This window comes from Corynebacterium freiburgense, assembly GCF_030408815.1.
In the GTDB taxonomy this organism is placed as follows: Bacteria; Actinomycetota; Actinomycetes; order Mycobacteriales; family Mycobacteriaceae; genus Corynebacterium; species Corynebacterium freiburgense.
Genome location: NZ_CP047355.1, coordinates 2,349,591 through 2,375,525 on the forward strand (window position 1 = coordinate 2,349,591; position 25,935 = coordinate 2,375,525).

Here is a 25,935-nt window from a genome sequence, read left to right on the forward strand (position 1 = left end):
GGTAAAGTTCCCAGACGAAGGATAAAACCTTCAAGCCTCCTTAGCTCAGTGGATTAGAGCATCCGGTTTCTACCCGGCTGGTCGCGGGTTCGAATCCTGCAGGGGGCGCTTTTTCTTTCAACCATAATGTGGGGTGCTGCCCTAAAGGTGAAAACTACCCCACTAACCTGGCGATATGAAGCGCAAGATATGCCACTTCATCATCTGTAAGGGGTTGGCCGAGCCGTAACGATAACACTGCGGCAAGCCGGCCAGCACAAGCAATAGCTTCAGGATGTTCTAGCTGCAAACTGCGATTGAGTACCACCATTCCTTCCTGCAGCTGTGTTCCTTGCCTGGCGCGTACAAAAAGGTACCGCAAATGAGTAATAAACCGGGCAGCTGTTACTGATTCCCGTGGAACAGTAATTCCGTAGCTCTGCTCAATAATCTCAAAAAGTTGAGAAAACACGCCCGTCATAAGGTATGTATCGGTCAGATCACCTTGCCGGAGACCCGCATTGACCAAATGCAAAGTAATAGCTACCGCCTCTACCGCCGGTAGATCAAAATCCAACTGTTTACAAATAAATTACAAAATGCGTTGAGCGTCTTTGAATTCTTCGGGGTAGAGATACTGAACCTCCGTGGCCAGAGGGTGGTGCTCCTCAACCACTTTGTGCACGCGGAGAGACGCCTGGTGTAGGTGATCAGACAATGCCACAACGGTCGCTGTGCCAGGAGTACGCCCAACCTGTCTTAAGGCATCGTCTGCGGCGGCAATAATATCTGGTGGTATAGCAGCGAGCTGCTCACCAAGATGATCACTTGAGCGATTATCTTCAGGACGAAACACTCGTTGTATTTTGGATTGGTCAACACTGCGCCCGGGTTTCGTTTGAAACCCCACACCCCATCCGGTGAGGATCACTTCCCCACCGGAGGCATCGGTTGCGAGCACCACATTATTATTGAGCACCCGGAGTATTTTCACCTGCGTTTCAACGCCTTTCCACGGGAAGCGATCACATCCTTGTACCAGTAGAAAGAATCCTTTCGGTAACGCTGAAGCGTTCCGGCCCCAGTATCATCTCGATCAACATAGATGAATCCATAGCGTTTTGACATTTGCGCGGTTGAAGCAGATACCAGGTCAATACATCCCCATGAGGTATATCCCATTATTTCCACCCCATCCTTAATTGCTTCTCCAACTTGCACAAGATGATCATTCATATATTGAATTCGGTAATCATCGTGCACAGTGGGCCCGGAGGGACCTTCGACAAGCACATCTGTAGCACCCAGCCCATTTTCCACAATAAAGAGCGGTTTCTGCCAGCGATCCCAATAAGTATTTAATAATGTGCGCAAGCCCACGGGATCGATTTGCCAACCCCACTCAGAGGCCTCAAGTTTAGGATTTGGAATACCACCCGTAATATTGCCCTGCCCACGAACCTGCACGTCTGGATCAGCTGATTCACATACAGACATGTAGTAGGAAAATGAAACGAAGTCCACAGTATTGCTGAGGGCTCGGCGGTCTTCCTCGGTAATATCCAGCTCTACACCATGTTCACGGAAATGACGCAAAAGGTAACCTGGGTACGCTCCCCGGCAGTGAATATCACCAAATGCAATATCAAGCTGGGATTCATAGAGAGCCTGGTAAGCATCCGCAGGATCTGGAGTCAGTGGATACCGCGGAATACCGATGACCATGCAACCAACTTTGTTATCTGGATCAATTTCATGTGCCAATTCGGTAACTCGCCCTGATGCTACCAACTCATGGTGTATTGCCTGATAAAGCTCAGTTTCCGTAAGTTCTGACCGAGGCGTTTCAATGCCACCCGAAAGGAAAGGCTGGTGCAAAATCGAGTTGATTTCATTGAATGTAAGCCAATAACGAATACGTCCTCGATACCGACGAAATACCGTCTCTGCAAACCGCTCAAAAAATTGGATAAGCTCCCGATTCCGCCAACCACCGTATTCCCGCGCCAATGCAAGCGGAGTTTCATAATGGCTAAGCGTAACTAGTGGTTCAATGCCATGCTTTTCCAATTCATCAAGCACGCGATCATAGAATGCAAGACCAGCTTCATTTGGCTCTAGTTCATCACCACGAGGGAAAATCCGCGACCAGGCAATGGAAAATCGAAACACCTGAAATCCCATTTCCGCAAACATTGCAATGTCTTCCGCATAGCGATGATAAAAATCGATCGCATCGAGTTTTAGATTGTCGGCGGTAGGCACTTCAGTTGGTGGGGCCATGATTCCTTTTGGCATAACGTCTTGAATAGATAAACCTTTTCCGTCGACGTTATAGGCCCCTTCGATTTGGTTGGCTGCGGTAGCGCCGCCCCAAAGGAAATTATTTGGAAATTCCATAATTATGCTCCTGGTAATGGTCTTAGAGAGTAATCAGTAGCCCGGCCTCACCGCGGATAGCGGAAGCACCGGATGGTTCGGGGACTCGAACTGCAGCGAACTTCGCTGCATTGGTCACCACAAGAATGGTTGTTGTATCAAAGCCAGCTTCCGTAATCGCTTGTAAATCAGCAGTAGCCAATGGCTGCCCTTGGGTCACCTCATCACCTTGGTGGACCTGCGGGGAGAAATGTTCACCTTTCAGTTTGACCGTATCAATTCCAATATGCACCAGCACTTCAATTCCATCAGCAGTACGAATACCAAACGCATGACCAGATTTTGGTGCAGATACAACCTTGCCGCTTACCGGTGCTACAAATTCATTGGAACTAGGCTGGATTGCTGTGCCGATTCCCATTGTGCCGCCAGAAAATACTGGATCAGCAACTTGCTCTAGCGGGATTACTATTCCTTCAACAGGGAGTAGCACTGGCACAGTTCCACCAGTTTCAATTGCTTGTGCCATATCCGATAGTTCGGTTTGGTTTTCAGCGGCTAGTGCCTCCTTGCGTTCCACGGACGGCAATGCAATAAAAGTTCCAATAAAAGCAAGTGCAATAGACAACCCTGAGGCAAAAATCTGGGTGTACACCGAACCAACCGTCATAGATGCGGAAAATGCTAAGAGCGAGGGAAATACAAAAGCATCTTGTGCATTTCCCCCAATGCCTACGATCGCACCACCGATTGCACCTGACACACAACCAATAATAAATGGGACTTTAAGTGGAAGATTTACGCCATAGATAATCGGCTCTGTAACGCCAGCAAAAAACCCAGAAAACGCGGCTGGTGCAGCTAATTTACGTCGCTTTGCGTCTTTTGTTCGTATTGCCACAGCCAATACCGCTGCGCATTGTGCCAAAACTGCTGGGAGTAGTGGAGCCATAATGGTGGAATAGCCGACTGTTGCAATATCGTTTAACATGACTGGAACTAGGCCCCAGTGCAGTCCAAAAATCACCAGTACTTGCCAGAAGCCACCGAGAATTGCGCCTGCCAACCATGGGGCCGCCTGAAACACTGCAAGAAGCCCTTGAGAAATTGCATTTGCAAGCAGCATTGTGAGGGGGCCAATCGTAAGCAGCACGAGTGGAACCATAATCACTACACACAACACAGGCACCATAAAGTTTCGCAGTGCGCTCGGCAGGATTTTTTCCAGTCCTCGTTGCAGATAGCTTAATGCCCACACGCTGGCAATTGCTGGAATTACGGAGGAGGCATACGACATTGGAGTTAAAGGCAATCCCAGGAAAGACAGGGATTCTTTGCTGCTCATAAGTGTTACTAGGTCTGGGTGAAGCAGTGGTGCGACTACTGCCATGGCAATAAACTCATTCGCACGGAATCTACGTGCAGCGGTGACTGCAAGGAACAGTGGCAAAAAGGTAAAAAGCCCATCCACCGCAGCATTTAGTACCACATACTCGGTTGTTTCTTGGTTAAGCAAACCGAATTGCACCGACATGCTTAAAAAGGCTTTACCTAGCGCAATGCCAGCCAGCGCCCATAATACCGGGGTAAAGATTGAAGAAATAATATCTACAAAGGCATCAAGGGGATTTTTCTTGCCACTTTTAGAAGCTGGAGCTTCAGTTTCTTTGCCACCTTTACTCCCCATCCCTGGAAGTGCAACCACTGCATTATAGGCAAGTGGGACATCATTGCCTACTACAACTTGGTGCTGGCCTCCGGCATATACCACTGTAAGAACTCCAGGCACCGCTTGGACTTTTTTTAAGTCTGCCCGGGAAGAATCCGCCAAAGCAAAACGTAAGCGTGTGGCACAGTGCACCACAGAACGAATATTTTCCGCACCCCCGAGCGCATTCACTACCTCCCGCGCCAATAATTGGAAATCTATCGTAGTGGCCATCGCTGTTTCTCCTTTTATTTTTTGTAAAAATGCAAAAAGACCTAAGCACTACGGATAATCCGCATTGCTTAGGTCTTGCCCCGCCGAGGCAGGTCACAATCCTTTACCCACCAAGTGGGTAGTTATTCACTAGTATTACTGCTTCAGTCACAAAAAGCAATAAAAATGGTGGAGATCACTATAACTAAGGACTCTGTATAACACTTACCGAACGACCAGGTAGCATGTACTTCGAACTGCAGTTAAACCGGAAGGCTTCGTATGTCGCTCCCCTCCCCTAGCGATTCCGCGCGGGCGCTTATCACTGGCGCTAGTCAAGGTATTGGCAAGGCCATCGCACGGGATTTAGCTAAACTCGGCCACAGTTTGATTTTAGTTGCTCGCCGTGAATATATATTGCGGGATCTTGCAGAGGAATTTACGCGACTATATGGGGTTTCTGTAGAAGTTCGACCCTGCGATTTATCTGACCGGCAAGCGCGCTCAGAATTAATTCAAGAAATCAAGCAACGAGAAATTAATATTATTGTAAATTCTGCTGGGGTTGCTACATTTGGCCCATTTATTACACAGGATTGGGACGCCGAACAGAAACAATTTGAGCTCAATGCCACCGCCGTATTTGAGCTTACGCAGGCAGTGCTTCCGGGAATGCTAGAGCGCCACACCGGGGCGATTTTAAATGTGGGCTCAACTGCAGGGAATGTGCCTATTCCAAATAATGCAACCTATGTATTTACCAAAGCTGGAGTTAATACGTTTACGGAAGCATTGCATTATGAGCTGCGTGGTACCGGCGTAAGTTGTACATTGCTTGCCCCTGGCCCCGTGCGGGAGGCCTATATACCACCAGAAGAAATCACAATTGTAGATCGTGTAGTACCAGGGTTTTTATGGACCACCTACGAATCATGCTCAGTAGAAACCCTGGCCGCCCTTGCCGCTAATCGACGCCGCGTTGTGCCCGGGCCGCTGTCCAAGTTAATGCACATTATTACCGTTGTGTTCCCAACAAGCATTATCGCCCCACTGGTGGGCCGAGTGTATAAGAAAATGGATCAATAAATGAGCTCGGAAATCACCGCAAAAAACGATCGCCTGGTATGGATCGATCTGGAAATGACCGGCCTGGACCCGGAACGCCACGTAATTGTAGAAGTCGCCGCCATAATTACCGACGCCAAACTCAATATCATTAGCGAAGGCATAGACCTTGTAGTTCACGCCACCGAAGAAGAACTACGAGAAATGGATGGCTTTGTTACGGAAATGCACCTAAATAGCGGACTCGTAGATGAAATCCGCGAATCCAATACCACCCTGCAGGATGCCGAAAACGCCGTGGTCGCGCTCGTCGAAAAGCACTGCGAACCCCAACCCCTGCTTGCCGGAAATTCCATTGCCACCGATCGCTCATTTATACGCCACCATATGCCGCGTCTCGACGCCGCGCTGCACTACCGAATGATCGACGTTTCCAGCATTAAAGAACTCGCCCGCCGCTGGTACCCGCGCGCCTATTACAACCAACCAACCAAAGGTATGGCACACCGGGCGCTCGCCGATATTGTCGAATCAATACGCGAACTCGACTACTACCGGCGCAGCATCTTTACCCCCACCCCCGGGCTCACCACCGACCAAGCACTCCAAGCATCCCGCGATGCCACCCACACCTACCAGCAGTTTTTGCAATAACACAAAAGTGGGTTACTATAGTCCTCGCTGCTAAATACAGCAATGGTGGCTGTAGTTCAGCTGGTAGAGCACCAGATTGTGATTCTGGTTGTCGCGGGTTCGAGCCCCGTCAGCCACCCCGAAGTGGACACCCCGCACATGTTTTTGTGTGGGGTGTTTCATTGTTTAAGGCTTAGGTTTTCGCTACCTACATCAACTGAGTTCGAGTTAGTCAACGATTTCAGCTTTTAGCGAGCCTGATGAAAGTTAAGGCAGCTTGATACGACCCCTCCATCACCTGCGCTTCACCAAACTTCTCAAGTGCAACAAGCTTAGTGGGCATAGAATATCCGAAATCGAACCAATATTCATGCTAAAAAATGTTTCAATGAAAGTCCTCTACAAAAGTAGAGGAAACGCCAACGTCGTGCGCTGGAGAGAACTGCCTTCACTGCCTCAATGAAAGTCCTCTACAAAAGTAGAGGAAACATCTGCTGAGGAATCCGCTCATACAGGGCGTTTTTCGTGCCTCAATGAAAGTCCTCTACAAAAGTAGAGGAAACTCCGACCCGGCTATGAGGCTACCCACACCAAGCGGGGCCTCAATGAAAGTCCTCTACAAAAGTAGAGGAAACACAAATCCCCACGCGTGGTGCATCTGGGATTCGACTCGCCTCAATGAAAGTCCTCTACAAAAGTAGAGGAAACCTCAATAGAATCGAGCAATTCACCTGTCGCTACCGAGCCTCAATGAAAGTCCTCTACAAAAGTAGAGGAAACGAACAAGATTCGCGGTTACGGCAAGCCAATTATCGGGCCTCAATGAAAGTCCTCTACAAAAGTAGAGGAAACAGGTTGTTGGCGGCGGTTCGGGTGGCCATTTCCGCGCCTCAATGAAAGTCCTCTACAAAAGTAGAGGAAACGTGTTTTCTTATTCTTCGTCCACACCTTCTGGCATAGGCCTCAATGAAAGTCCTCTACAAAAGTAGAGGAAACTGCACCTCAAGGCTAGTGATGAACAGATTGTAGATGCCTCAATGAAAGTCCTCTACAAAAGTAGAGGAAACCAAACTCATATCACGCGTGGACCCTGCAAGATCGAGCCTCAATGAAAGTCCTCTACAAAAGTAGAGGAAACTCCAACTCCACACCAACCCGCACAGTTTGCTTACGGGCCTCAATGAAAGTCCTCTACAAAAGTAGAGGAAACACCGCACTTCCACAAACTGTGGCTGTGCCTGATACGCCTCAATGAAAGTCCTCTACAAAAGTAGAGGAAACTTTTGTCTGAATGCTGGTTCGTAAGGGGTCGTGCTGGCCTCAATGAAAGTCCTCTACAAAAGTAGAGGAAACAGGCGATTATCTGCTTCATGGTCCCTTGCTCACCCAAGCCTCAATGAAAGTCCTCTACAAAAGTAGAGGAAACGTGAACTATGGGGCCCTACCACCGCACAAGCCGGGCCTCAATGAAAGTCCTCTACAAAAGTAGAGGAAACTCTGATCTTCCATAACTCGCCCTTCGACATTCCTCCGCTGCCTCAATGAAAGTCCTCTACAAAAGTAGAGGAAACCTCACAAACCGTAATGCGGAATCAGTTGCAGTCAGCGGGCCTCAATGAAAGTCCTCTACAAAAGTAGAGGAAACACGCACATGATTCTGAGAAAGTGTTCCAACGGTTCACGCCTCAATGAAAGTCCTCTACAAAAGTAGAGGAAACATGCGGCTATTGAGCACCGCTGGAAATTGTCCGATGCCTCAATGAAAGTCCTCTACAAAAGTAGAGGAAACGCGCGCATCAAAAACGTTGAGGGCGCAGCATCCGGTGCCTCAATGAAAGTCCTCTACAAAAGTAGAGGAAACTTCTATGCTGTCCGCCTCTTCCCTATTGCAACGCCAGCCTCAATGAAAGTCCTCTACAAAAGTAGAGGAAACAGGTCCACCCACGGCTCAAAAGTGTCCGGGTCCTCGGCCTCAATGAAAGTCCTCTACAAAAGTAGAGGAAACCTCACTCGCAGGTAGCAAATCAATAACAACAGCGGGCCTCAATGAAAGTCCTCTACAAAAGTAGAGGAAACGCAGTGGCTGGCTATGGCTACCGCGTACCAAGCCAAGCCTCAATGAAAGTCCTCTACAAAAGTAGAGGAAACTCCCCTGTAAGACATTCGTCCCGAATGATTAGACGAGCCTCAATGAAAGTCCTCTACAAAAGTAGAGGAAACTAGGTCAACGAATCTTTGGCCGTCTTTTTCTTTGTGCCTCAATGAAAGTCCTCTACAAAAGTAGAGGAAACGCCAGAGTGTCGGAATCAATGAATTGCTCAGGCGAAGCCTCAATGAAAGTCCTCTACAAAAGTAGAGGAAACTGCCCTGATTTTATACTATGCCTGACCTTTGGGAAAACTGACAGCCCGCGAGCAACCTTCTTAACTTTGGAGAGCCGCGCCTTCGAGAACGTTAGTCAAATCGAACCGATGACGTTGAGCTGGCAAAAGCTCCTGCGAGCCAGCCCCAGAGATTCACGTGGAGCTACTGGCACTCGCAGGTCACTTTTCGGTTTAAATGATAATGGCTTCATTATCCGTTACTGGTCGTGTTACTCCGATGTAGCTGAAACGAGACTCTCCAATATCAGGAAGTAATCCGAGATCACAAAGCAGAACAGAGTCTTCTGTGTTGTCGATTATCTCCCGGATATCGTCTTTCAGTCGAATAACTTTTGCAGGAATGGCATCTACAACGAAAACACTGTATTGAATTCGGTCACCATATGATAGGAGCTTTTTCGCCAATCGCGTTCGCCGCCGGTCATCTGGGACGTCGTAAGCGATTAGTGTCCTCCTCACATCATTCCGTCTCATCGTATTTTCACACCTCGATAAACCTTCTGAGTACCATCAATGACGCCAAGCACTAAACGTGCTTGAACTTCTATTGCTCTTCGCCACGTGACGGAGTATTCGAAGACAGGGTGTCGGAATTCCGTGTTGATACGTTTCTCAAATGCAGAAATAACAGCCTTTCGCCCGTCTTCTGATAGACGCAGAACATTACCTATCCGAGAAAAGGAACGCTTACTTAACTGGTGTCGGTTGATTAGTGTGATGACCACAGAATCTGCTATAGGCGCACGAAATTCTTCCATCAAATCTAGTGCCAACGCAGGCTTATTTCGATTACTGCTATGGAGAAAACCAGCATGCGGGTCTAAACCACAACTCAAGATCGCACGGATGCACTCAGAGACAAGCAACGCGTATGTGTAGTTCAGAAGAATATTGATGTGGTCATTTGCACCACGACCATGTCTCCCGATCCACTGCCAATCGAGCTCTTGTAACGATTTTTCTCGGAGCATTGAAGAAAAGGAACTGAAGTACAAACTTGCAGCTTCACCTTCGAGTCCAAAAAGCTCTTGTTGCGAGGCAATTTCTAACACATCCTTTTGAAGTTTCCGAAGCGTTTCTACAGTTTCAGAATCATGTCCATTGCGCCGCAAAAGTGTGGCTTGATTAGCAATTTTGCACGAAATCATTTCCGACGCAATCAACAAGTTGCCACGGTCAGACATCACATGCTGCTTAAGGCGCGCTAGACCATTCGGACCGTACGCTGGCTTTGACCAACCGTAGACTCTACCGCTGCTAGAACACCATACAACTGTGGAATTCCGCCATAACAACTCTCGGATAAGGGCACTCGACAAATCAATGTTCCCATGCACAACCACGCCTTGAATACGTTCCATTGGAACATCGCCTATCACTTCGTCACCTTTGACAACTCGCAATCGCCCGCGCTGAACTGAAGCTCGAGCGCCTTGAGTAGTGATATGCGCAATCTGACTGTCAGGATTAGAAGCAAGAACTCTTCGTTCGAGCACTTTTCCATGGTGCTCGTCCGGCAAGCAAACCGAAATATGCGAGCACAAGTTACATAGAGGCGAATCGATAAGGGGCGGAGGAGCTACGGAAGATTCAACGATTTTTCTTGTTCGCCGAAGAAACTCAAGCGCTCTCTGACGATCATCGTCATCAATGTCAACAGATACAGTTTTATGGTGATCAGTGAAGTGAACTGCATATTCAGTCACTTTCCTGCCTTCTTCTGTCAAGCAAATCCCTTGCAAAACCAATTGCATTCTGTTGGCTTCAGTGACTTTTGGGGTCCGTTTAATTGGCGTCGCTTTGTATTCAACAACACGCAGCTCCCCATTTGACATTTCTTCAATAGCATCGCATCTGCCGACTAATCCCAGTGAGGGCGAGCTCACCGGAACTGAACGCTGTTGGTGCTTCCGCGACGTCGATACACGATCAACATTTTTATGAGCGGAATGTCCATGCTGCATCTGTGCAGTATCAGTTTGCTCACCGTTGGTTTCAAGCCACGCTCGCCGTGGGCAAAACACAGTGTGCACAACCAGTGATATCGGAATGACGTCCGTGTCCCGAACCTGGCTCTGTGCGCTCACAGCTGCCACAATTCACCTCTTTGAACTTGGCGTTCAGGTGCTGTGCTACTCCCTGTTTTAAGAATCGGAAACACGGTTATTACCGTCACTCCACGTAATCGAAGCCACTGCATTGCTGCTTTTACTTCAAGAGAGTTTTGTGCAGTATTTGAAGTCCCTTCCAGGATCGAGCCAATATTGTCTGTAACTAGCGCTAACTCACCCGACATGAGGATGGATCGCAATCGTGCCAAACTCATTGGCTCAGTTGGTACCGGAAGAATCATCCGACTTGGGTGGAGTCTTGTTCGGTGCCAGGCACCAGGAGTTACAGAAATTCCGCCCGAATTGTGTACCAACGGAAACGCAGCAATGCCTAGCAAACCCGCAAAAGCTAACGCCACATCCGTCGGTGCTGGCGACGTCAATCCTGTGGAGGTACGTGAATCAACTTTCTGCTTTCCGATCGTATCGTCAACACTTCGCCCTGTAATCCCAGCAAAAATCCTGCTTACATCCCATTGGCTGAGCTCTTTAACCATAGGACTCAACCGATCTTTGACGAACTCTTCACCACGATTGCGCGTTTTCATTTCCCAACGAGACGCACCTTCATCTGGTCGATTGCTTTTGCCATCACAACGCCAATATGCGGCTTCTCCTAGGGCAGCAATCCATTGCAACGAAGCATAATCCGCGGACTCGAAGCACACATCGATCGCACGGTGCCGAAGCTTCTGATGCTCCCGCCAATCGCCGCTATCTGCGATTGGATCCATTGCCCGTATTCGAGGCGACATTGGCGATAATTCAACAGCTTTCTTTTTCGCTCCATATGTATGACGCACTTGCGGCCAAGCATCGGGAGCTGCAAGGTGTGTTGCATACTCAAGAAGCAGTTCAGCGATCGCTTCTTCAGTTACATCCGGAACGGATAGTTCTCCCAGAGGTTTTTCTTCGTTTGTCCACCGCATTCTGGCCTTACCGGGCCATTTCTCTTCACAAAGCAGCGCGAGCCCGTACATTGCAAAGTGAGACAACGCAGACTGGATACCGTCACCGATCATAAGCGTAGCCATTACCGCCCCTCCTTTGAAACCTGAGCGTCAGCTGCACGCTCAATGTACTCAAGGTAGGCCATCTGGTACGGCCCGAATTCTTTATCGGTATGCCAGATCATCGAATCCCACTCGCCTTCCACAAACAGCCGCCTTGCTTCTTCCCGTAATGCAGGCTCGGTTTCTGGTAGTAGAAAATTCTCGTACGCATGAGGGAAACCGGAACGTCCACACCCATGGCTGCAGCCGATGATTCGCAATGCCACATCCGAACAATCCATATCCTCAATGTGCTGTCGACGATCTGTAGACACCAGTAGCGCCGACATTTGTTCATGTCGCCAACCCTGTGGAAGACCGCTTCGATGCCGCGCAATTGCCGCCTGTTGCTGGGTTCTGTCTACACTTTTAGCTAATTCTGGATCCTTTAACTGGCGTCCAAGCATGGTTTGGAATCGCTTATCCGCCTTGCCATCATCATGATGCGCAGCGGCAAAAACCACGTCCTGAGCAAACACCTCTGCTAAACCAATTTTTTGACACAAAGATTCAGCCCGCTGCTTCACATTAGATTGATGACTTTCCAGCGAAACTATTTCTTTCGAAGAAGTCCACACTTGCTGGTTTTCTTCGTCGGTTTCAATCGAGCGTTTCCGCACCGCATACCACTCGACTACCTGCCCTATACCAGGGTATTCAATAACCGCTGAGGGGATAAGAATCTCACTATCATTGTTCCCGGCTTCTCGCCAGAGTTCAGTCGCTTCATCAGGGCTTAATCCAGCGAACTTCCGGAACCATGAGCTAGCATTCTGTCCTTCGCTTTTCCCCCAGAAAAACACCTCACATTCAGGGTCTTCAACTGGATTTGGAGACTGCTTATCTTGCGGTTTAAGGTCGGCCACCCATTCGGTAGTAAACTTCAGCCCCGCATCGATAATAATTACGTCCCCAGGCTGGAGCTCCATCCCGGGCAGACAAAGAGCAACTTTTTCTTCCCGGTATAGGAATGCGCGTCTACGCAATTCCGGCTGTTTCAACTCGGCTTTGAAACGTTCATGTTCTGGCATCACCAGGTCATCAAGAACCGACCTGACTACTTTTAGCGATGCTGGAAATACTTCCGAATCTTTCGGCGGTATGGCCGCCAATAGATCAAGGCACGCAGCGTCACTATCAGGCAAAGGCGACCTCACAATGATTCCAGCGCCAATAGTGTCTGTCTCAAGTGAATCCCGCAACCACAAACCAAGATCTTGTTCAGCAAATAGCTCATCGCTTGTACGTGCGTAGTTCATTAATTCAATAAACTCTAGACGCTGGAACAACAGCCTATTTGTCGATGCCGCTGGTGGTGGGTACTTCTGCACAGTTCCAGGATTCACATGGCCAACATCCAACATTTTCTGCACCCAAACCAGTGCCGTTTTTAGATCATCACCTCGATAAGGTGGATGCGCATCCTTAATCAACTTTTCGCCGGTCGGTCCGACAACAGAGATTTCAGTTTCATCGCGTTTGCCTAGACGATTTACCCGACCAAAGCGCTGAGCCAATGCCGAACCCGGCGCCAGTTCGGTAACCATCCCGGCAAAATCCATATCAACGCCAACTTCTATGGTTTGTGTCGCCACAACCACATCTACATTTGGATCGCCAGCCGGTGTAAACAGACCCACTCGGCGTCGTTTCAGTGCTTCCACATCTGCTGGGCGCATTCTTCCGACAAGGATTTCCACTGCCAACCCTGCTTTACGCAACATTGCTGTAATTCTTGTTGCTGTATCCACATGGTTTACAATGCACCCGATTGTGCCGGAACATCCAATGCTCTCCCGCAGACGCTGTATTTCCTCCACAATTGCACTGACCACAGGGGAGTTCGCGGGCTTTCCATTCCACTTATCGACGCCCATATAGTTCAGCTTTTTATGCGCAGTCATTCGCCGTTTCAACTCAGCATCACGCTCAGAATTCACTTGGCTTGAGTCGACGCCGATGGTGCTAAAGGTTTCAGAATGCTCTGGCGTAGCCGTAGTCTCAACAACCTGTAATTTGGGAATGCCTAGTTCAGCACCATACTCCTGAAGTTCCCGTACTCTACGTGCGGTATGGAGAAGCTGATTATTCAGGTGCGCTTCATCCAGCACCAGCACGGAATCCATAGCAACCATGGCAGTTTCGCGAGGACGTGACCGCTTCCCACTTCCATATCCACGGAACAATAACCGCGATCCCCACATATCTGGAGTTGCTGCTATCACTGCAGCGCTACTCGGATCATCAACAGGAATTGTTCTACTGCTCAGAGCACCACGCAAATGCCCCACAACAAAGGGGTCAACAACGTCATCTTCTACAGAACGCAATGATTGCAGTGCCAAAGCAACATCTAGCAACAATGTTTCATCTTCATTATTGCCACCATGACATAGCACTCGGCGCATTGTTTCCAAAATGCTTTGCGCACGCATGTACTGGTTATCCACAAGTGCACGACGATTCACAACTACAGAAAGCCGACGCGGCACGCGTGCCCCGCCTCCGACAGCAGAAAGCGCATTAGCAAACAGGTGAATATCTACTACCGACGACTTCCCGGCTCCCGTTGGCGCAGCGATCCGATCAGGCCATTTCCCCGTTTCTGCCAACATACGCAGCAATTCACACTGCCACGAAAACGGTGCATGGCCACCATTGAGTGCTGCAAAAAACTGGTCAAAATGATTGATGGAAAGTGACTTAGTTTGCTGCATCTTCAGACTCCTCATGAAGCGCAATAATTGCTCGTGCAAAATCTTCAGGAATATCACGCGGTACCAACAGCCCTCCGCCCAGGTGACGTGATTGTCCAACCGCGACGATGGTCGAAGGGCCCATGAGGTCACCAAGATAAAACAATCCAGTCCACGCCTGCACCGTGACACTCTTTTGGGATCGGTGCACGTACTTTGCAGCAGGGACTGCCAACGTGTGGGCGTCATGAACAAACGCTCCTCGGCACGTAACCTGATCCCGCAACGAACGATATAACTCTTGCCCTTTACCCAAGGCTTCAAATTCGTCGCGCCATACAAATCCGAGTGACAGCAAACCAGAATCCGCGAGTTTCCAACGCTTGGACGAATCACTCGACTTCACCGGTCGAGTTTCCGGAATCACTGCACTCGCGGGAGACCAGAAGCGAACCTTGCCAGGCTTTGGCTCCGGCCAAAACTCATCCGCCGCCACTGATACTCCGCCAAAATACAAACGCCGACGGCCAATATCGCGACCCCAAATTTCCCGAACAGCCGCCAATCCGGTGACCAACTGTTGCAACTCTTCATCACTCGCGCCACGAGGCAACATCAACGCTATCGCGTGGCTTTTCAGACCAAACCGTGCAACATGATCAGCTTCGAGATACTGAATTGCCAAGCGATTTGCTGGCTGGAATTCACTAGCCTGGCCGTACTTTCCGGTGACCATACTAGACGCTCCGAAGCCAAGTGCGGCAACAATCGCACGGTGCATAGCAACACACACCGCCACATGCTCCGTACTCGACAGCGGCTTCCCAGAAAGTTCGAATAATAAAACCTGATCCCAAGGGGTCTCTACCAGGCGTTCATCCGGATCTTTATAGCGAACTTCACGCAAACACTCGTGCGTTCCCCGGGGTGGGCGCGGTAATTCACTATCACTCTTTTTGTCTGCACTGACTGACGGAAATTTTTTTGGATGTGCAAGATTGTATTCCGAAATCAAATGCTGCGTTCTTCCTGGCGCAGGTACCCGAACCGACGTGCCACCCCGTGTAAACGGCGTTGCTGCAGAGTCGAGAAACAACGTTGGGGAAACCTCACCGGGTTCCACAATCGCCACGCTATGCGACTCGCCAAGGCAGGAAATGTCCTCGGCCAATGCCTCCACCGTACGCGCAACGTCATCCGGAACATCTTCCCAACGCCAACCGATCGGACCAGCAAGCGCAACACCATCCGATACCGGACGATTTTCAGTCAAATGCTTCTTATTAATGCTGCTCACCTTACGGTACGCGAACCTACCACTACGATTAGATAACCACCGTGCAACTGGAACCTGAATACCTGTTGGAGGATGTTCTTCCAACCAAGTCAACGCCTCGAGAGCCGCAGCACTAGGCTCCAAGCGGTTATTCTTCTCTACCGCATGACTACCCTGCGCTGCCGAATTCAAAAGCGCTCCGTGAAGACGCGCCGGATCCGGCAACCAGTCAGGTCGCTTATCACGACGATGGCCGTTGTACACCCCCAATGGAAACCTCGCGACAAGACTTAACGTGCGCACAACTAGTCTCCCTACTGACCGTTCTCGGTGGAATTATCCGCACCACTTAGAATCGCAGGATTACCAACAACTTCGAGCACCTGGCCGTTCCAATCCGCCACACCCAATTCACGCGCATACTCAATTGCGTGCTCAAGCAAAGCGTCGGCGGCTTCCACCGTGATTGGTTCGAGCGAACGCTTTTCCCCAAAACGCTGATCAAGCATCACCTTCGGCGCCGACGTTTCCACAAGGTCGCAATTCGCTCGGAGATATAATTCCCGTTCAGCGCGAGCCATTAACGACAATGCCAACGCGGCAAGCAGGGCACGCCCCGCGATATCACCTTGCAAGTTTTGCCCGAAACGCAACTGTCGGAGCGTTGCGAAGCTCAATACCCAAGATCGAATGATCTTACTGCAGGAAACTCCACCCAATGCCTCTAACTGCGGCGGAATACCTCCGAGCCCAAGACCTGATGCGGAAATCTTTGTGTCTTTTTTCGCCTTCTTGATTTCTTCAGAAATTTTTTCTACAAAACCTGGACTCAATTCCGACTTTTGATCATCCACAATTTTTTGCAGAACACTAGGTTCTAGGCGCACACTCATTGCGATGCTATCTACCCGGGCACCACCGCGCTTTGATTGCTGATCTTCTGGAGATGCCTCTTGATCTGCGAGAACGCCGATGATCTCACCAACTAACGCACTCCGGAGGCGGACCTGACCGTGCGGACGAGATGAATCCCAGGCACCAAGCAATGCGGCGGCAGGAGCTGTATTTAGCAATGGTTGGTAGTTCGCAGCAGTGCAGTTACGAACTGCACGGTATTTTTCATGAGCCGTCGCAGGCTCGCCATCAATCTTACCGGCACGAATATGACCGTCAGCGAAACGATGTGGCAATTCCATATCAGAAAGAACAGGCCCACCTTTGTACTCTACTTCGATCCGCGGCACCTTTGTTGCAAGCGGATGACCCGCTCGAACGTCCTGCATAAATGCGTCTTCGCAACGGTTGAGCTGCGATTGCTTTGAGTCAAGAAGTGCCACTTTTTTCGGTTCCCCGTCAACAAAACGAGTTTCAAATGCGAACACCGAATTACTCCGGTCAACAAACTTAGCGGGCGCCACGGATGCGTGTGGACCTGCAGCAGCCTCCAACTCAGTCACCGATGTGAGCACTGAAGCTCCACCCGGGGTGCAAGCATCAATCAGATCTTGGAATGTAAGCATTCTTCACCTTTCGATCATTCGAACATGAGTTCTTTTTTGTGAGCGGTTGTTGGGTTGGGCTTCTAGACTGGAAGTACCACCTGCAACCACAAAACGCATTATATTCACATCACTTACAAGGTTTCAACTAAACCAAATTTTTCGGCCCATTTATCTATACTTACCCAGTACCTTGTTTTAAAATATGCAGCTCACCGCCTTGTGTGCCAGAACGAGTGGCGTGGCAAGCGTCGAGCCGAAGCCCAGTTTACGAGACTCACCCAACCTCAATGAAAGGCCACGCCACTCAACACCGAGAATATCCGAAAACCAACCTCTCCTAGCACTTCTGAAACATTTAAGATGCCAAAGCCCTACACGACATCAAATCACATACAGACATGAACCATCCAAGAAAACCAACCCAGTTTTAATTTCGAAAAATACAAATTGTCAATTCGGCAATTCTTTTTACCTATTTCTACTCTTTTGATTTACAGAATTCGCCAACGTTATTTTGCCAAGGTTTCAATAACTAACGACATCCGATTTTGAACTTGACTCTATACGGCACAAATGCCAAAAATACTCTGCACTTCCCCAGGAGTGCCAGTAGATTTCGATTTTATTTTCACCGTAAAGTTTATAAACTTCCGACTTATACTGACCCGACAGGAGATTTACCTAGGACACTCGACACAAAGTAGTGTGATTCAACTCATACATTAGATGCATTGGCCTCACCATTGCCCCGCCTGATAAGGTCTCTTTACATTTACTTTCGGAAAACCTTTAATGCTTAATTCCGCTTATCTTTCTAGATTAGGTCTCCAGCGACACCTACGCTGGTTCTATGACCACTGATTATGCTATCGATTCGAATCAACCAAAAGATCCTCCTTCTCCCGGCAAGCAAAATGAGAAAACGTTTTTCGGCCACCCTTGGGGCTTAGCCAATCTGTTCGGCGTTGAACTGTGGGAGCGTTTTAGCTTCTATGGCATGCAGGGAATCTTGGTGTTTTACCTCTATTATTCTGTGCAGAAAGGGGGCATGGGCCTTGACGAGGGCGTCGCAACGGCAATCGTAGGCGCTTATGGTGGCATGGTTTATCTTGCCTGCATTGGTGGAGGTTGGCTGGCTGACCGGGTACTTGGTTCGGAACGGACGCTGTTTTACTCCGCGATTCTAATTATGATTGGCCATATTTCTTTGGCCCTTTTGCCTGGGTTTGCAGGCCTAGTGATCGGCCTTATTTCAATCGCATTGGGTTCAGGCGGTCTGAAAACATCGGCGTCCACCGTTCTTGGTGATCTTTATGCTAAAGATGACCCTCGCCGTGATGGTGGATTTTCTATTTTCTATATGGGCATAAATATCGGTGCGCTATTTGGACCGCTGCTTACAGGCTGGATGTGGGGCCAGTATGGTTTCCATTTTGGTTTCGGGTTAGCCGCGATTGGTATGGCAATTGGTTTGACTCAATACGCGTTAATGCGAAAGCAAACCATTGGTGATACTGGGCACACAGTTTCTAACCCACTGCCAGCTAAGCTATATCTGCCGTACACCATTATCGCAGTACTCGTGGCATTGATTGTATTTGTGGTTGTGAAATCTGGTTTGATTGCGCCCGGTAATCTCTCAAACGCAGTTTCAATTATTGCATTTATTGCGGCAGTAATTATGTTCTGGCAGATGTTGGCTTCAAAAGAAACTACCCAGGCGGAAAAACGTCGGCTTATCGGTTTTATCCCAATGTTTTTGGCGTCCGTTGCGTTCTTTTCTATTTTCCAACAGCAATTTACGGTATTGGCCGTCTATTCTGACCAGCGGCTAGACCGTACTTTCGGCTCATTTGAGATTACGCCTACATGGGTAAATGCTATTAACCCGATCTTTATTATTATCTTCGCGGGCGCATTTGCCACATTGTGGCTAAAACTCGGGAATCGGCAGCCTTCAACACCAATTAAATACGCCTTGGCACTGATTGTTGTTGGTATTGCGCCGTTCTTCTTTATTCCTTTTGCCGGTGGTGGACCAAACTCCACACCATTTTTGGTTATTGTGTGGATTTTATTTATCTTCACCATTGCCGAACTGCTAATTTCACCGGTGGGATTGTCCCTGGCCACAAAAGTTGCGCCTCATGCATTCCCTACTCGGATGATGAGTTTGCATATGCTATCGCTCGCAATTGGTACGGCACTATCTGGCTCATTTGCTGGTTTCTACCACCCAGACGATGGAGCTGCTGAACAAACATACTTTGTGGTGTTAGGTGGCAGTGCAATCGCACTTGGTGTTGTGTTGTGGCTTTTAAATAAGCCGATCCTTCGTGCTTTCGGCGACGTAAAATAACCTCAAATTAAACCTTGGCCCCCAAGATGTACTTTCGTATTTTGGGGGCCAAGTCTATTTCAAATGGCGTTAAGGCCGGTAATATTCGAAGTAGTACAGGCCATCTTGGGAAAGATTACATAGTCGGGTTTGCCCGCCATATGTTTTTCGCTCTGCTTCGCAGATTTCACCGGATTCAAATGGGCCAACTACATGGTAGTTCTCGTAGTGAGGGGTATTAGGAATTTGGATATCGTGGCCGAGAGTATTCATAAATGCAAGCGGTGTATCAAAGTGTTGCACCATTTCAGAATTACTCACTATTCCATCGTGATTGGTATCCGCATTCTGCATACCCATGCGTTCAATCGCAGCACTCATCTCCTTAATGCACTTAAATTCTATATCCGTAGCATTTTCAGCATTTTCTACCACAAGATCGTGACAGTATGAGTGGTCGAAAGAAATGTAATCAGCTTCGGTGTAGCCTCCGGTTTGTTCAGCAGTAGACGATTGTCCAGTTTCGCTACTGGTTTGTTCGGCTTTTTGGATGGTCGTAGGTGAAGAAATAGTTACAGGTGTAGAGCTTGTACTAGGCGCGGGCGTCGATTCGTTACTACATGCAGCTACACCAATAATTGATATCGCGAAAGCTGCGCAGATGTAAGCGATACGCACGGCAGTTCCTTTCCGCAGCGTCGAAACATTACCTACCCGTTAACATTGCCTGCTTTCCAGGTGTCCCACGGGATATTCCAGTCTCCAAGGCCATCATAACCAGAAAGCTCTCCACCAATAGTGTTTTTAACAATCACAACATCGCCGCGTTTTACATTGTCTTGGAACCACTGCGCATTTGATGTAGAAACATTAATGCACCCGTGAGATACATTTTGGCTACCCTGTGCCCATACCGACCAAGGTGCAGCATGCACATAAATACCGGACCAAGAAAGCTGAGTGGCAAATTGTACATCGGTACGGTAGCCATCTGCAGAATTAACATCCAGGCCATAGGTGGAGGAATCCATGACCATTTGGGGATTACGGTCACCAACAACATACGTACCATTTGGGGTGGGGAACTTTGCGGACCCCATTGAAATTGGCATGGAGTTCACTTGTTCGCCACCACGTGAAATCGTAAGCGTCTTCGTGGCGTCGTCAGCTACCGCAATAACACTATCGCCAACAGTAAAGCTTGATTGATTATCCAAACCTCCGTAAACACCCTCGCCTAGGTCCACACCATACAATTTGGCATCCACGGTGACTTTTGTACCAGGTTCCCAGAATTCCTCCGGGCGCCAGCGCAGTACGGTATCACTAATCCAATAAAATGCGCCCTCAACCTTAGGCTCCGTGGTAATGGTAATAGCATCTTGAACTGCCTTCCGATCCGGAATGGCTACACCAAATTGGAAGGACACCGTTTGGCCAATACCCACCACAGATTCTGGAATTGGGGAAAGAGCCACATTAGCTTCCGCAGTTGGCTGAATCGTAGAAAACTTCGTATCAATTTCTACGCCTTCACTGGTTTTACCCACAATAGAATACTGGCGATTAAACCCAAGGTCTTCTGTGGTTTGCCAAGATTTTCCATCAGACGCCAGCTCTGCTTGGACGACTTTGCCGTCCTGATTGGTCATTGTGACCTCTTGCAAGCGCGCTTTATTTACTTTGATAGTGACCGGTTCCGCTGGATTAACCTTCTCAGCACCATCTTTCACGCTAATTTCTGGCTTTTCAGGAGCTTCCTTCGTAGTAGTGGTTGAGGTTTCAGCAGCCCCCTCACCACCAATAGTGCATCCGGCAAGCAACGCCGTTACTGCAGTCAAGGCAAGAATTGCCGATCCAAAACGACTCATTCTGGAACGGACTACGCCAGAAACACTCATCCTTAGCTATCTTTCTGCTACGAATCTCAAAGGGACCACGCGAACCATGTGCGCGCCACCCGAGAATACACCGCAACAGAAACTGAAATATGACGGTTTTCGAAGCGAAGGAAAAACGTTGCCGAACTGTTGCAAAACCACAAGATTAGCTGGCGCACCACCTATAAGCAGGGGCTTTACAAACACACAATTATCACAGCGGAATAACATAAGCGCCCCAACAAGCCCACAAATAGAACAGAACAAACGGTCCAAACATGCACGGAAATCCTGGCTAATCATTTGCATGCATCCAATAAAGCGCTACACAACCTAAAACCAAACCAATGATCCCCAACACCACTATGAGCGCCCCCTACTAACCCCGAAAGTGCATTATGAGCTGCCGATTTGCACCATTAGCCGAAGTCGAGTTATATTTTATCCCGTTCCAAACAAGGAATACGGGCCATTAGCTCAATTGGCAGAGCAGCTGACTCTTAATCAGCGGGTTCGGGGTTCGAGTCCCTGATGGCCCACAGAACTACCCCCAGTAGGCAGATCGCCACTGGGGGTTTCACCCGTTTCAAGCCAATGTAAATCCACGCCCGTAGCGAAAGCAATTGCTATCAGCATGCCGCGACGCGGCTCCCGCACCCCCTGTTCGATATTTGCAATTGTGCCACGGGAGTACTCGATCGCCTCTGCTAAGTCGTATTGCGACAGGCCTAAATGCTCCCGAATTTTGCGGACGCGATCACCTACGGTCCAAGCCGGAATGAATCCTTGTAGATTTTGTGCTGTAGTCATATGACAATCTTAGACGCTTGACAAGTAATTAGGCAATAGCCCTTTTTAGGGGCAAATTGAAGTTTTTTTATCTACTGCACAAGAAAGCTAGAAAATTTTTAGTCATCTGACTATATTTTGTCTTATGAGACGAAAATTGCTCACAACATCTGAAGTTGCCAAAAAGCTAAAAATTAGTCGGCAAGCAGTACTTTTTAGAGTTAAATCAGGGAAGTTGATCCCAGTCGGCCAACTTCCACATCATGGCCCTTATCTTTTTGATGCTGAAGAGATAGAAAATTTAGCCGCCGAGGTTGCTGCGTGATGTCTGTGTTTGCTTTTTTGGTTGGTCTTGCCGGTATCGCCGTGATGGTTATATGTATCTTTTTATCAGGCAATGGTGGGGGGAAATCGGATGGTGTGGTGGCTTCTCGGCCTGCGCCTGTGCCGGTGTGGATTGATGATTTGATTGGGGTGGTTGATGAGATTTATGGGGAGGAGTCGGCCCCGTATGGGTATGTTGCTGCTGAGGCGTTGCAGACTGCGGAGGCGTGGGTGCGGACGTATGGGCCGATTGGGGGGCATCTTCCGCCTGAGTTGGTGACTCGGATCCGGCAGAATGTCGTGTCGCATGGGGGGTGTGGTGATGAACCTGACTGTGTCTGCTGAGTGGCGTCCTGCGCGTCGGTCGAAAACCCGGTGTGGAGTTTGTGGTGTGCATTTTGCCGAAGGGTGTGTACCGCCGCGGATGGTGTCGGGTCCGTGGGCGGGGGAGCATGTGTGTGCCCGGTGTCGGGAGGAGTTAGCAGTGTGGTTGCCTGAGCCGTTGTTTTAGTTGCTGGTTGTGACTGCCTGGGTGCGGGTGGGTCACGAGGACACATCAACGTTGCCGTTCTGTTGGTGTTTCCTCGTGGTGCACCGCGTATGCGGAGGCATCAAGAACTAACTAAATAGTCATTAACCAACTTCGACCCGATCTGTCGTTTGTCCCGCAAGTTCGACACTAACCAACTGCGGCCGAGTATGTGCCTCCAATACATAAACCAAAGCGTATGACGGCTCGGCGTTATACCGCCATCTCACATCTGATCAGTGTGGGCGTGGCGTATAGCTGGAAGCCGGTGGGCAAAATCGCCCATCGGCTACTGGTCGTGGGTGTGACGACGGGAGGCGGAAAAACTGGGAAGCGCGACTGGGAGGTCACAGCAAAGGGGGCCCTTTGGGCCTTCGAACTCTTTGGCCTGGAGTGGCTGTGATCTATAGGCCTTGTGTATTGATTGATCTGTGAGGGCATGACTTATGACCATCTTTCCTGGGGTGCCGACGCCGTGTACGGCTCCTGATGCTGATCCCACGTGGTGGGACTACCCTACTTCGTTTCCGTCTGAGCAGTCTCTTGCTGAGCGCACTCGCCTGTTGCACGAGCGTGCTGCGCAGTTGTGTGGCGGCTGTCCGTTGCTGCGTGCGTGTGCTACCTATGCCTTGTCGTTGCCTGCGCCGCCGATTGGTGGGGTGATTGTTGCTGGTATTCCGATTCCGCCGCATGGCGTGTCTGTGCGTTATCGTGTGGCGATCGCTGCGGTGAGTGGGGTGGCTAGTGGGTTGTCGCTGCGCGCGATGCATGCAGCGCAGCTGGACGCAGCTGTCACGGAGCAAACGGCTCGGGCTGCTCGGGCTGCTCGGGCGCGTCGGCGGAGGGGGACCCACCCCGCCCCTGCCCATCCTGCACCCCGCCGGGATAGGGGGCGGGTATCGCGCGCGCAGGCTGAGTGTGAGGTGCTGTGATGGCTGGTTGGGGTGGGCGATCTGCGTCGCGGCTGCGGGTGTTGACGTTGGCGACGTACGGCACGATCTGCCATTTGTGCTTGCGTGATGGTGCTGACACAGCCGATCATGTGGTGCCTCGTTCGGCTGGTGGTGATGATTCGATCGAGAATCTTCGTCCGGCGCACGCCAGTTGCAATTCAGCCCGCCGTGATATGCCGCTTGATATGTGGTTCGCGAAATACCCAGTGCGACCTGGGAAAACTCTGCCGCCGAGTCGCCGATGGTGAGTTTTTATAAAAGCCGAGGTCGGGGAAGCCCCGCGCCAGCCGGAAAATCTCTCCCCGTTGTGCCCCGGGGGGCGTCCCCCCTCCCCCCTCCCCCCTTGTTTTCACTCATAACCCCCGAAACGGAAAAAGTTTTGCCATGAACCAACCCGCGCTGTTTACCCCGGCTGATGTGCCGACCGGTGACCGACACGCCCAAATGCTTGAGACTGCGATCGCCCAAGCTCGCCGCGATGGTTACCTCGAAACCCTCGACGAGGCGGCAGTATCGCTGGCTCGGGCGAATGCCCGCGCTTTGGACCAAGCCGAAGCTGATCGGAAGTACTATGCGATTGCCCAATTATCTGGGCCGTATATGGAATTGCTTCGGGAAATGAAATTGATCCCTTCTGCTCGAAATACTGACGCCGATGATGCCATTACCCAAGCCCTTGCAGCGCTCAGCACCCCCACGATTCGCCACGCCTCGGCCGACGATTAACCCTACGTTTGGCCCTGCCATTTGCCAGATTATGGAGTGGTCTGGCACGCCGGCGATGCCATGGCAGGAGTGGGCTGCGGATGTTATTGGTGAGGTTGATCGTGCCACGGGGTTGCGCCGGTGGCCACTGGTGATTATTTCGGTACCGCGCCAGTCGGGAAAAACCCGGCTTATTGGTGCCGCATGTATCCAGCGCGCACTGCAAGCTCCGAAGTCATATGTGTGGTCCACCGCCCAAACCGGCGGGCACGCCCGGCGGAATTGGATGAAGTTCACCAATGATTTACTTGATCCAACGTTTCCGTTATCAAAGCTGTTTGACCGGAAGAAATCTCGTGGTGATGAGCATTTTCTGATCCCTCGAAATGGTTCTGACTGGGCGCCGCATCCCCCGACAGAGGAGTCGCTACACGGTGAGCAAGGCGACTTCAACGTGATTGATGAGGCATGGGTGTTCGACCAAGCTGAAGGTGAAGCGCTGATGCAGGCAATTACCCCGACCCAGTCCACTCGCCCTGGTGCGCAAGTCATTTTGGTCTCGACTCGTGGGACGGCGGCGAGTACATGGTTTCACGATCAGGTTGAGGCGGCCCGTGTGGGGAAGGAAGGTGTGGCGCTGCTGGATTGGGGCATTGCTGATGATGACGATGCCAGCGATATTGCTGTTGTCGCTGCGGCGCATCCTGCGGTTGGGTTCACCCAGTCGGTGGAGTCGTTGCAGGCTGCGTGGAAGAAAATGGGTGGTAAGGTTAATGAGTTTGCTAGGGCTTACGGTAATCGTGAAACACATACCCGAGATCGATTGATCCCCATTGAAGCATGGGAGATGGCATCCAGTGACGACCCGATTCCAGCTGATGCGCCAGTGGCGTTCGGCGTAGCTGTCGCCGCTGATCGTAATACCGCCATTATTGTTACTGCTTCCATCGTGGCCTCGCAACCAATGGTTGAAGTTGTTGATGCACGCCCCGGATATCGGTGGGCGGTGGAACGAATTAATGAACTGTGTGAAGCCCACGGCGCACAGGTATGGATTGACCCGATCGGCCCGGCAGATGCTCTTGCTGCTGAACTGGACCGCAAAGGCATTCATGTGAATAAAATCACGTTTCGGGCGCTGGCGGCGGGGTGTGGTGATTTTTTGACCCGCTTGATGCACATTGATGATGATGGCATGTTTGCCCCGGAGATCAAGATACGCCCCGATCCGGCATTGGACGCCGCCGCTGATATCGCCGCTCGTCGTCGGGTTGGTGATTCCTGGGTGTGGGATCGGCGTGCAGCGGTCGGGTCGATTGCTCCGTTGGAGGCAGCGACACTGGCGATGATTGGTGCCCAGAATTACCGCGAAGACATCGAACCAGAAATTTACTAAAACCCCAGCGTGTTCTATAGATT

22 protein-coding genes, 3 tRNA genes and 1 CRISPR repeat array are annotated in these 25,935 nt (G+C 50.1%); of the genes, 12 read left to right on the plus strand and 13 right to left on the minus strand.

From position 1 onward, the window contains the following. Positions 1 to 34 precede the first annotated feature (34 nt). A tRNA-Arg gene (locus CFREI_RS10555) sits at positions 35 to 108 on the plus strand. A 46-nt stretch (positions 109 to 154) separates the two neighbouring features. Here the strand turns inward: CFREI_RS10555 and CFREI_RS10560 are convergent. Genes CFREI_RS10560 through CFREI_RS10575 form a run of 4 tightly spaced genes read right to left on the minus strand, consistent with a single transcriptional unit; the run spans position 155 to position 4,300 of the window. Beyond that, a complete protein-coding gene (locus tag CFREI_RS10560) occupies positions 155 to 556 on the minus strand; it encodes a PRD domain-containing protein (protein ID WP_240483252.1) in 402 nt (133 codons plus the stop codon). A gap of 15 nt (positions 557 to 571) precedes the next feature. Beyond that, positions 572 to 973, minus strand: coding sequence for a CAT RNA binding domain-containing protein (locus CFREI_RS10565; protein WP_240483251.1), 402 nt, complete (start codon positions 971 to 973; stop codon positions 572 to 574). Further along, complete coding sequence (locus CFREI_RS10570) at positions 970 to 2,379, minus strand: glycoside hydrolase family 1 protein (protein ID WP_035112605.1); 1,410 nt, start codon at positions 2,377 to 2,379, stop codon at positions 970 to 972. Before CFREI_RS10570 ends, CFREI_RS10565 begins: the two co-directional genes overlap by 4 nt. Before the next feature lie 22 nt (positions 2,380 to 2,401). Beyond that, complete coding sequence (locus CFREI_RS10575) at positions 2,402 to 4,300, minus strand: beta-glucoside-specific PTS transporter subunit IIABC (protein ID WP_035112604.1); 1,899 nt, start codon at positions 4,298 to 4,300, stop codon at positions 2,402 to 2,404. 261 nt (positions 4,301 to 4,561) lie between these two features. Between CFREI_RS10575 and cmrA the strand changes: the two genes are divergently transcribed. From cmrA to CFREI_RS10590, 3 genes are all read left to right on the plus strand, one after another. Then, positions 4,562 to 5,365: a mycolate reductase gene (gene cmrA / locus CFREI_RS10580; protein WP_027013656.1), complete on the plus strand. Its 804-nt coding sequence runs from the start codon at positions 4,562 to 4,564 to the stop codon at positions 5,363 to 5,365. Continuing rightward, positions 5,366 to 5,998 carry an oligoribonuclease gene (gene orn, locus CFREI_RS10585; protein WP_027013655.1) on the plus strand — a complete coding sequence of 211 codons (633 nt, stop codon included), beginning with the start codon at positions 5,366 to 5,368 and terminating at the stop codon, positions 5,996 to 5,998. Positions 5,999 to 6,043: 45 nt separating this feature from the next. Continuing rightward, positions 6,044 to 6,116: transfer RNA gene (locus tag CFREI_RS10590), tRNA-His, on the plus strand. A 243-nt stretch (positions 6,117 to 6,359) separates the two neighbouring features. After that, positions 6,360 to 8,340: a CRISPR direct-repeat array (repeat unit 36 nt; unit sequence GCCTCAATGAAAGTCCTCTACAAAAGTAGAGGAAAC). Between the two features lie 192 nt (positions 8,341 to 8,532). Here CFREI_RS10590 and cas2 read toward each other — a convergent pair. Genes cas2 through cas7g form a run of 6 tightly spaced genes read right to left on the minus strand, consistent with a single transcriptional unit; the run spans position 8,533 to position 17,016 of the window. Beyond that, entirely contained in the window at positions 8,533 to 8,835 is a 303-nt protein-coding gene (cas2, locus tag CFREI_RS10595) for a CRISPR-associated endonuclease Cas2 (protein ID WP_027013654.1), read from the minus strand. Beyond that, positions 8,832 to 10,448, minus strand: coding sequence for a CRISPR-associated endonuclease Cas4/Cas1 (locus tag CFREI_RS10600; RefSeq protein ID WP_027013653.1), 1,617 nt, complete (start codon positions 10,446 to 10,448; stop codon positions 8,832 to 8,834). The genes cas2 and CFREI_RS10600 overlap by 4 nt, the downstream gene beginning before the upstream one ends. Next, positions 10,445 to 11,506, minus strand: coding sequence for a hypothetical protein (locus CFREI_RS10605; protein WP_027013652.1), 1,062 nt, complete (start codon positions 11,504 to 11,506; stop codon positions 10,445 to 10,447). The genes CFREI_RS10600 and CFREI_RS10605 overlap by 4 nt, the downstream gene beginning before the upstream one ends. Further along, entirely contained in the window at positions 11,506 to 14,241 is a 2,736-nt protein-coding gene (gene cas3g / locus CFREI_RS10610) for a type I-G CRISPR-associated helicase/endonuclease Cas3g (RefSeq protein WP_027013651.1), read from the minus strand. Before cas3g ends, CFREI_RS10605 begins: the two co-directional genes overlap by 1 nt. Continuing rightward, entirely contained in the window at positions 14,228 to 15,799 is a 1,572-nt protein-coding gene (gene csb2 / locus CFREI_RS10615; protein ID WP_035112602.1) for a type I-G CRISPR-associated protein Csb2, read from the minus strand. Before csb2 ends, cas3g begins: the two co-directional genes overlap by 14 nt. Before the next feature lie 11 nt (positions 15,800 to 15,810). Continuing rightward, positions 15,811 to 17,016 (minus strand): type I-G CRISPR-associated RAMP protein Csb1/Cas7g, encoded by a 1,206-nt coding sequence (gene cas7g, locus CFREI_RS10620; protein WP_027013650.1) that lies wholly within the window; start codon positions 17,014 to 17,016, stop codon positions 15,811 to 15,813. An 832-nt stretch (positions 17,017 to 17,848) separates the two neighbouring features. On the opposite strand from cas7g, the gene CFREI_RS10625 reads away from it, so the two are divergent. Next, on the plus strand, positions 17,849 to 19,357 hold the full coding sequence (locus CFREI_RS10625; RefSeq protein WP_051256135.1) for a peptide MFS transporter: 1,509 nt from the start codon (positions 17,849 to 17,851) through the stop codon (positions 19,355 to 19,357). A 69-nt stretch (positions 19,358 to 19,426) separates the two neighbouring features. On the opposite strand, the gene CFREI_RS10630 is transcribed toward CFREI_RS10625, so the two are convergent. Continuing rightward, positions 19,427 to 20,014 (minus strand): hypothetical protein, encoded by a 588-nt coding sequence (locus CFREI_RS10630; RefSeq protein ID WP_027013648.1) that lies wholly within the window; start codon positions 20,012 to 20,014, stop codon positions 19,427 to 19,429. Positions 20,015 to 20,046: 32 nt separating this feature from the next. Next, complete coding sequence (locus tag CFREI_RS10635; protein ID WP_035112599.1) at positions 20,047 to 21,207, minus strand: L,D-transpeptidase; 1,161 nt, start codon at positions 21,205 to 21,207, stop codon at positions 20,047 to 20,049. Between the two features lie 475 nt (positions 21,208 to 21,682). On the opposite strand from CFREI_RS10635, the gene CFREI_RS10640 reads away from it, so the two are divergent. Beyond that, a tRNA-Lys gene (locus CFREI_RS10640) sits at positions 21,683 to 21,755 on the plus strand. Here the strand turns inward: CFREI_RS10640 and CFREI_RS10645 are convergent. Beyond that, entirely contained in the window at positions 21,721 to 22,026 is a 306-nt protein-coding gene (locus CFREI_RS10645; RefSeq protein ID WP_051256139.1) for a helix-turn-helix domain-containing protein, read from the minus strand. The genes CFREI_RS10640 and CFREI_RS10645 overlap by 35 nt on opposite strands. A gap of 124 nt (positions 22,027 to 22,150) precedes the next feature. On the opposite strand from CFREI_RS10645, the gene CFREI_RS10650 reads away from it, so the two are divergent. From CFREI_RS10650 to CFREI_RS10675, 6 genes are all read left to right on the plus strand, one after another. Then, the gene (locus CFREI_RS10650) at positions 22,151 to 22,330 is read left to right on the plus strand and encodes a helix-turn-helix domain-containing protein (RefSeq protein WP_035112596.1); all 180 of its coding nucleotides are present in this window, start codon (positions 22,151 to 22,153) and stop codon (positions 22,328 to 22,330) included. After that, positions 22,330 to 22,674: a hypothetical protein gene (locus CFREI_RS10655; protein ID WP_290246073.1), complete on the plus strand. Its 345-nt coding sequence runs from the start codon at positions 22,330 to 22,332 to the stop codon at positions 22,672 to 22,674. Before CFREI_RS10650 ends, CFREI_RS10655 begins: the two co-directional genes overlap by 1 nt. A 630-nt stretch (positions 22,675 to 23,304) precedes the next feature. After that, positions 23,305 to 23,790, plus strand: a complete 486-nt coding sequence (locus CFREI_RS10660) for a hypothetical protein (protein ID WP_290246074.1) — start codon at positions 23,305 to 23,307, stop codon at positions 23,788 to 23,790. Then, complete coding sequence (locus CFREI_RS10665) at positions 23,790 to 24,059, plus strand: HNH endonuclease (RefSeq protein WP_027011477.1); 270 nt, start codon at positions 23,790 to 23,792, stop codon at positions 24,057 to 24,059. The genes CFREI_RS10660 and CFREI_RS10665 overlap by 1 nt, the downstream gene beginning before the upstream one ends. 136 nt (positions 24,060 to 24,195) lie before the next feature. Beyond that, positions 24,196 to 24,537: a hypothetical protein gene (locus tag CFREI_RS10670; protein WP_051255733.1), complete on the plus strand. Its 342-nt coding sequence runs from the start codon at positions 24,196 to 24,198 to the stop codon at positions 24,535 to 24,537. 31 nt (positions 24,538 to 24,568) lie between these two features. Continuing rightward, on the plus strand, positions 24,569 to 25,912 hold the full coding sequence (locus CFREI_RS10675) for a terminase large subunit domain-containing protein (RefSeq protein WP_169719116.1): 1,344 nt from the start codon (positions 24,569 to 24,571) through the stop codon (positions 25,910 to 25,912). Positions 25,913 to 25,935: the final 23 nt, after the last annotated feature.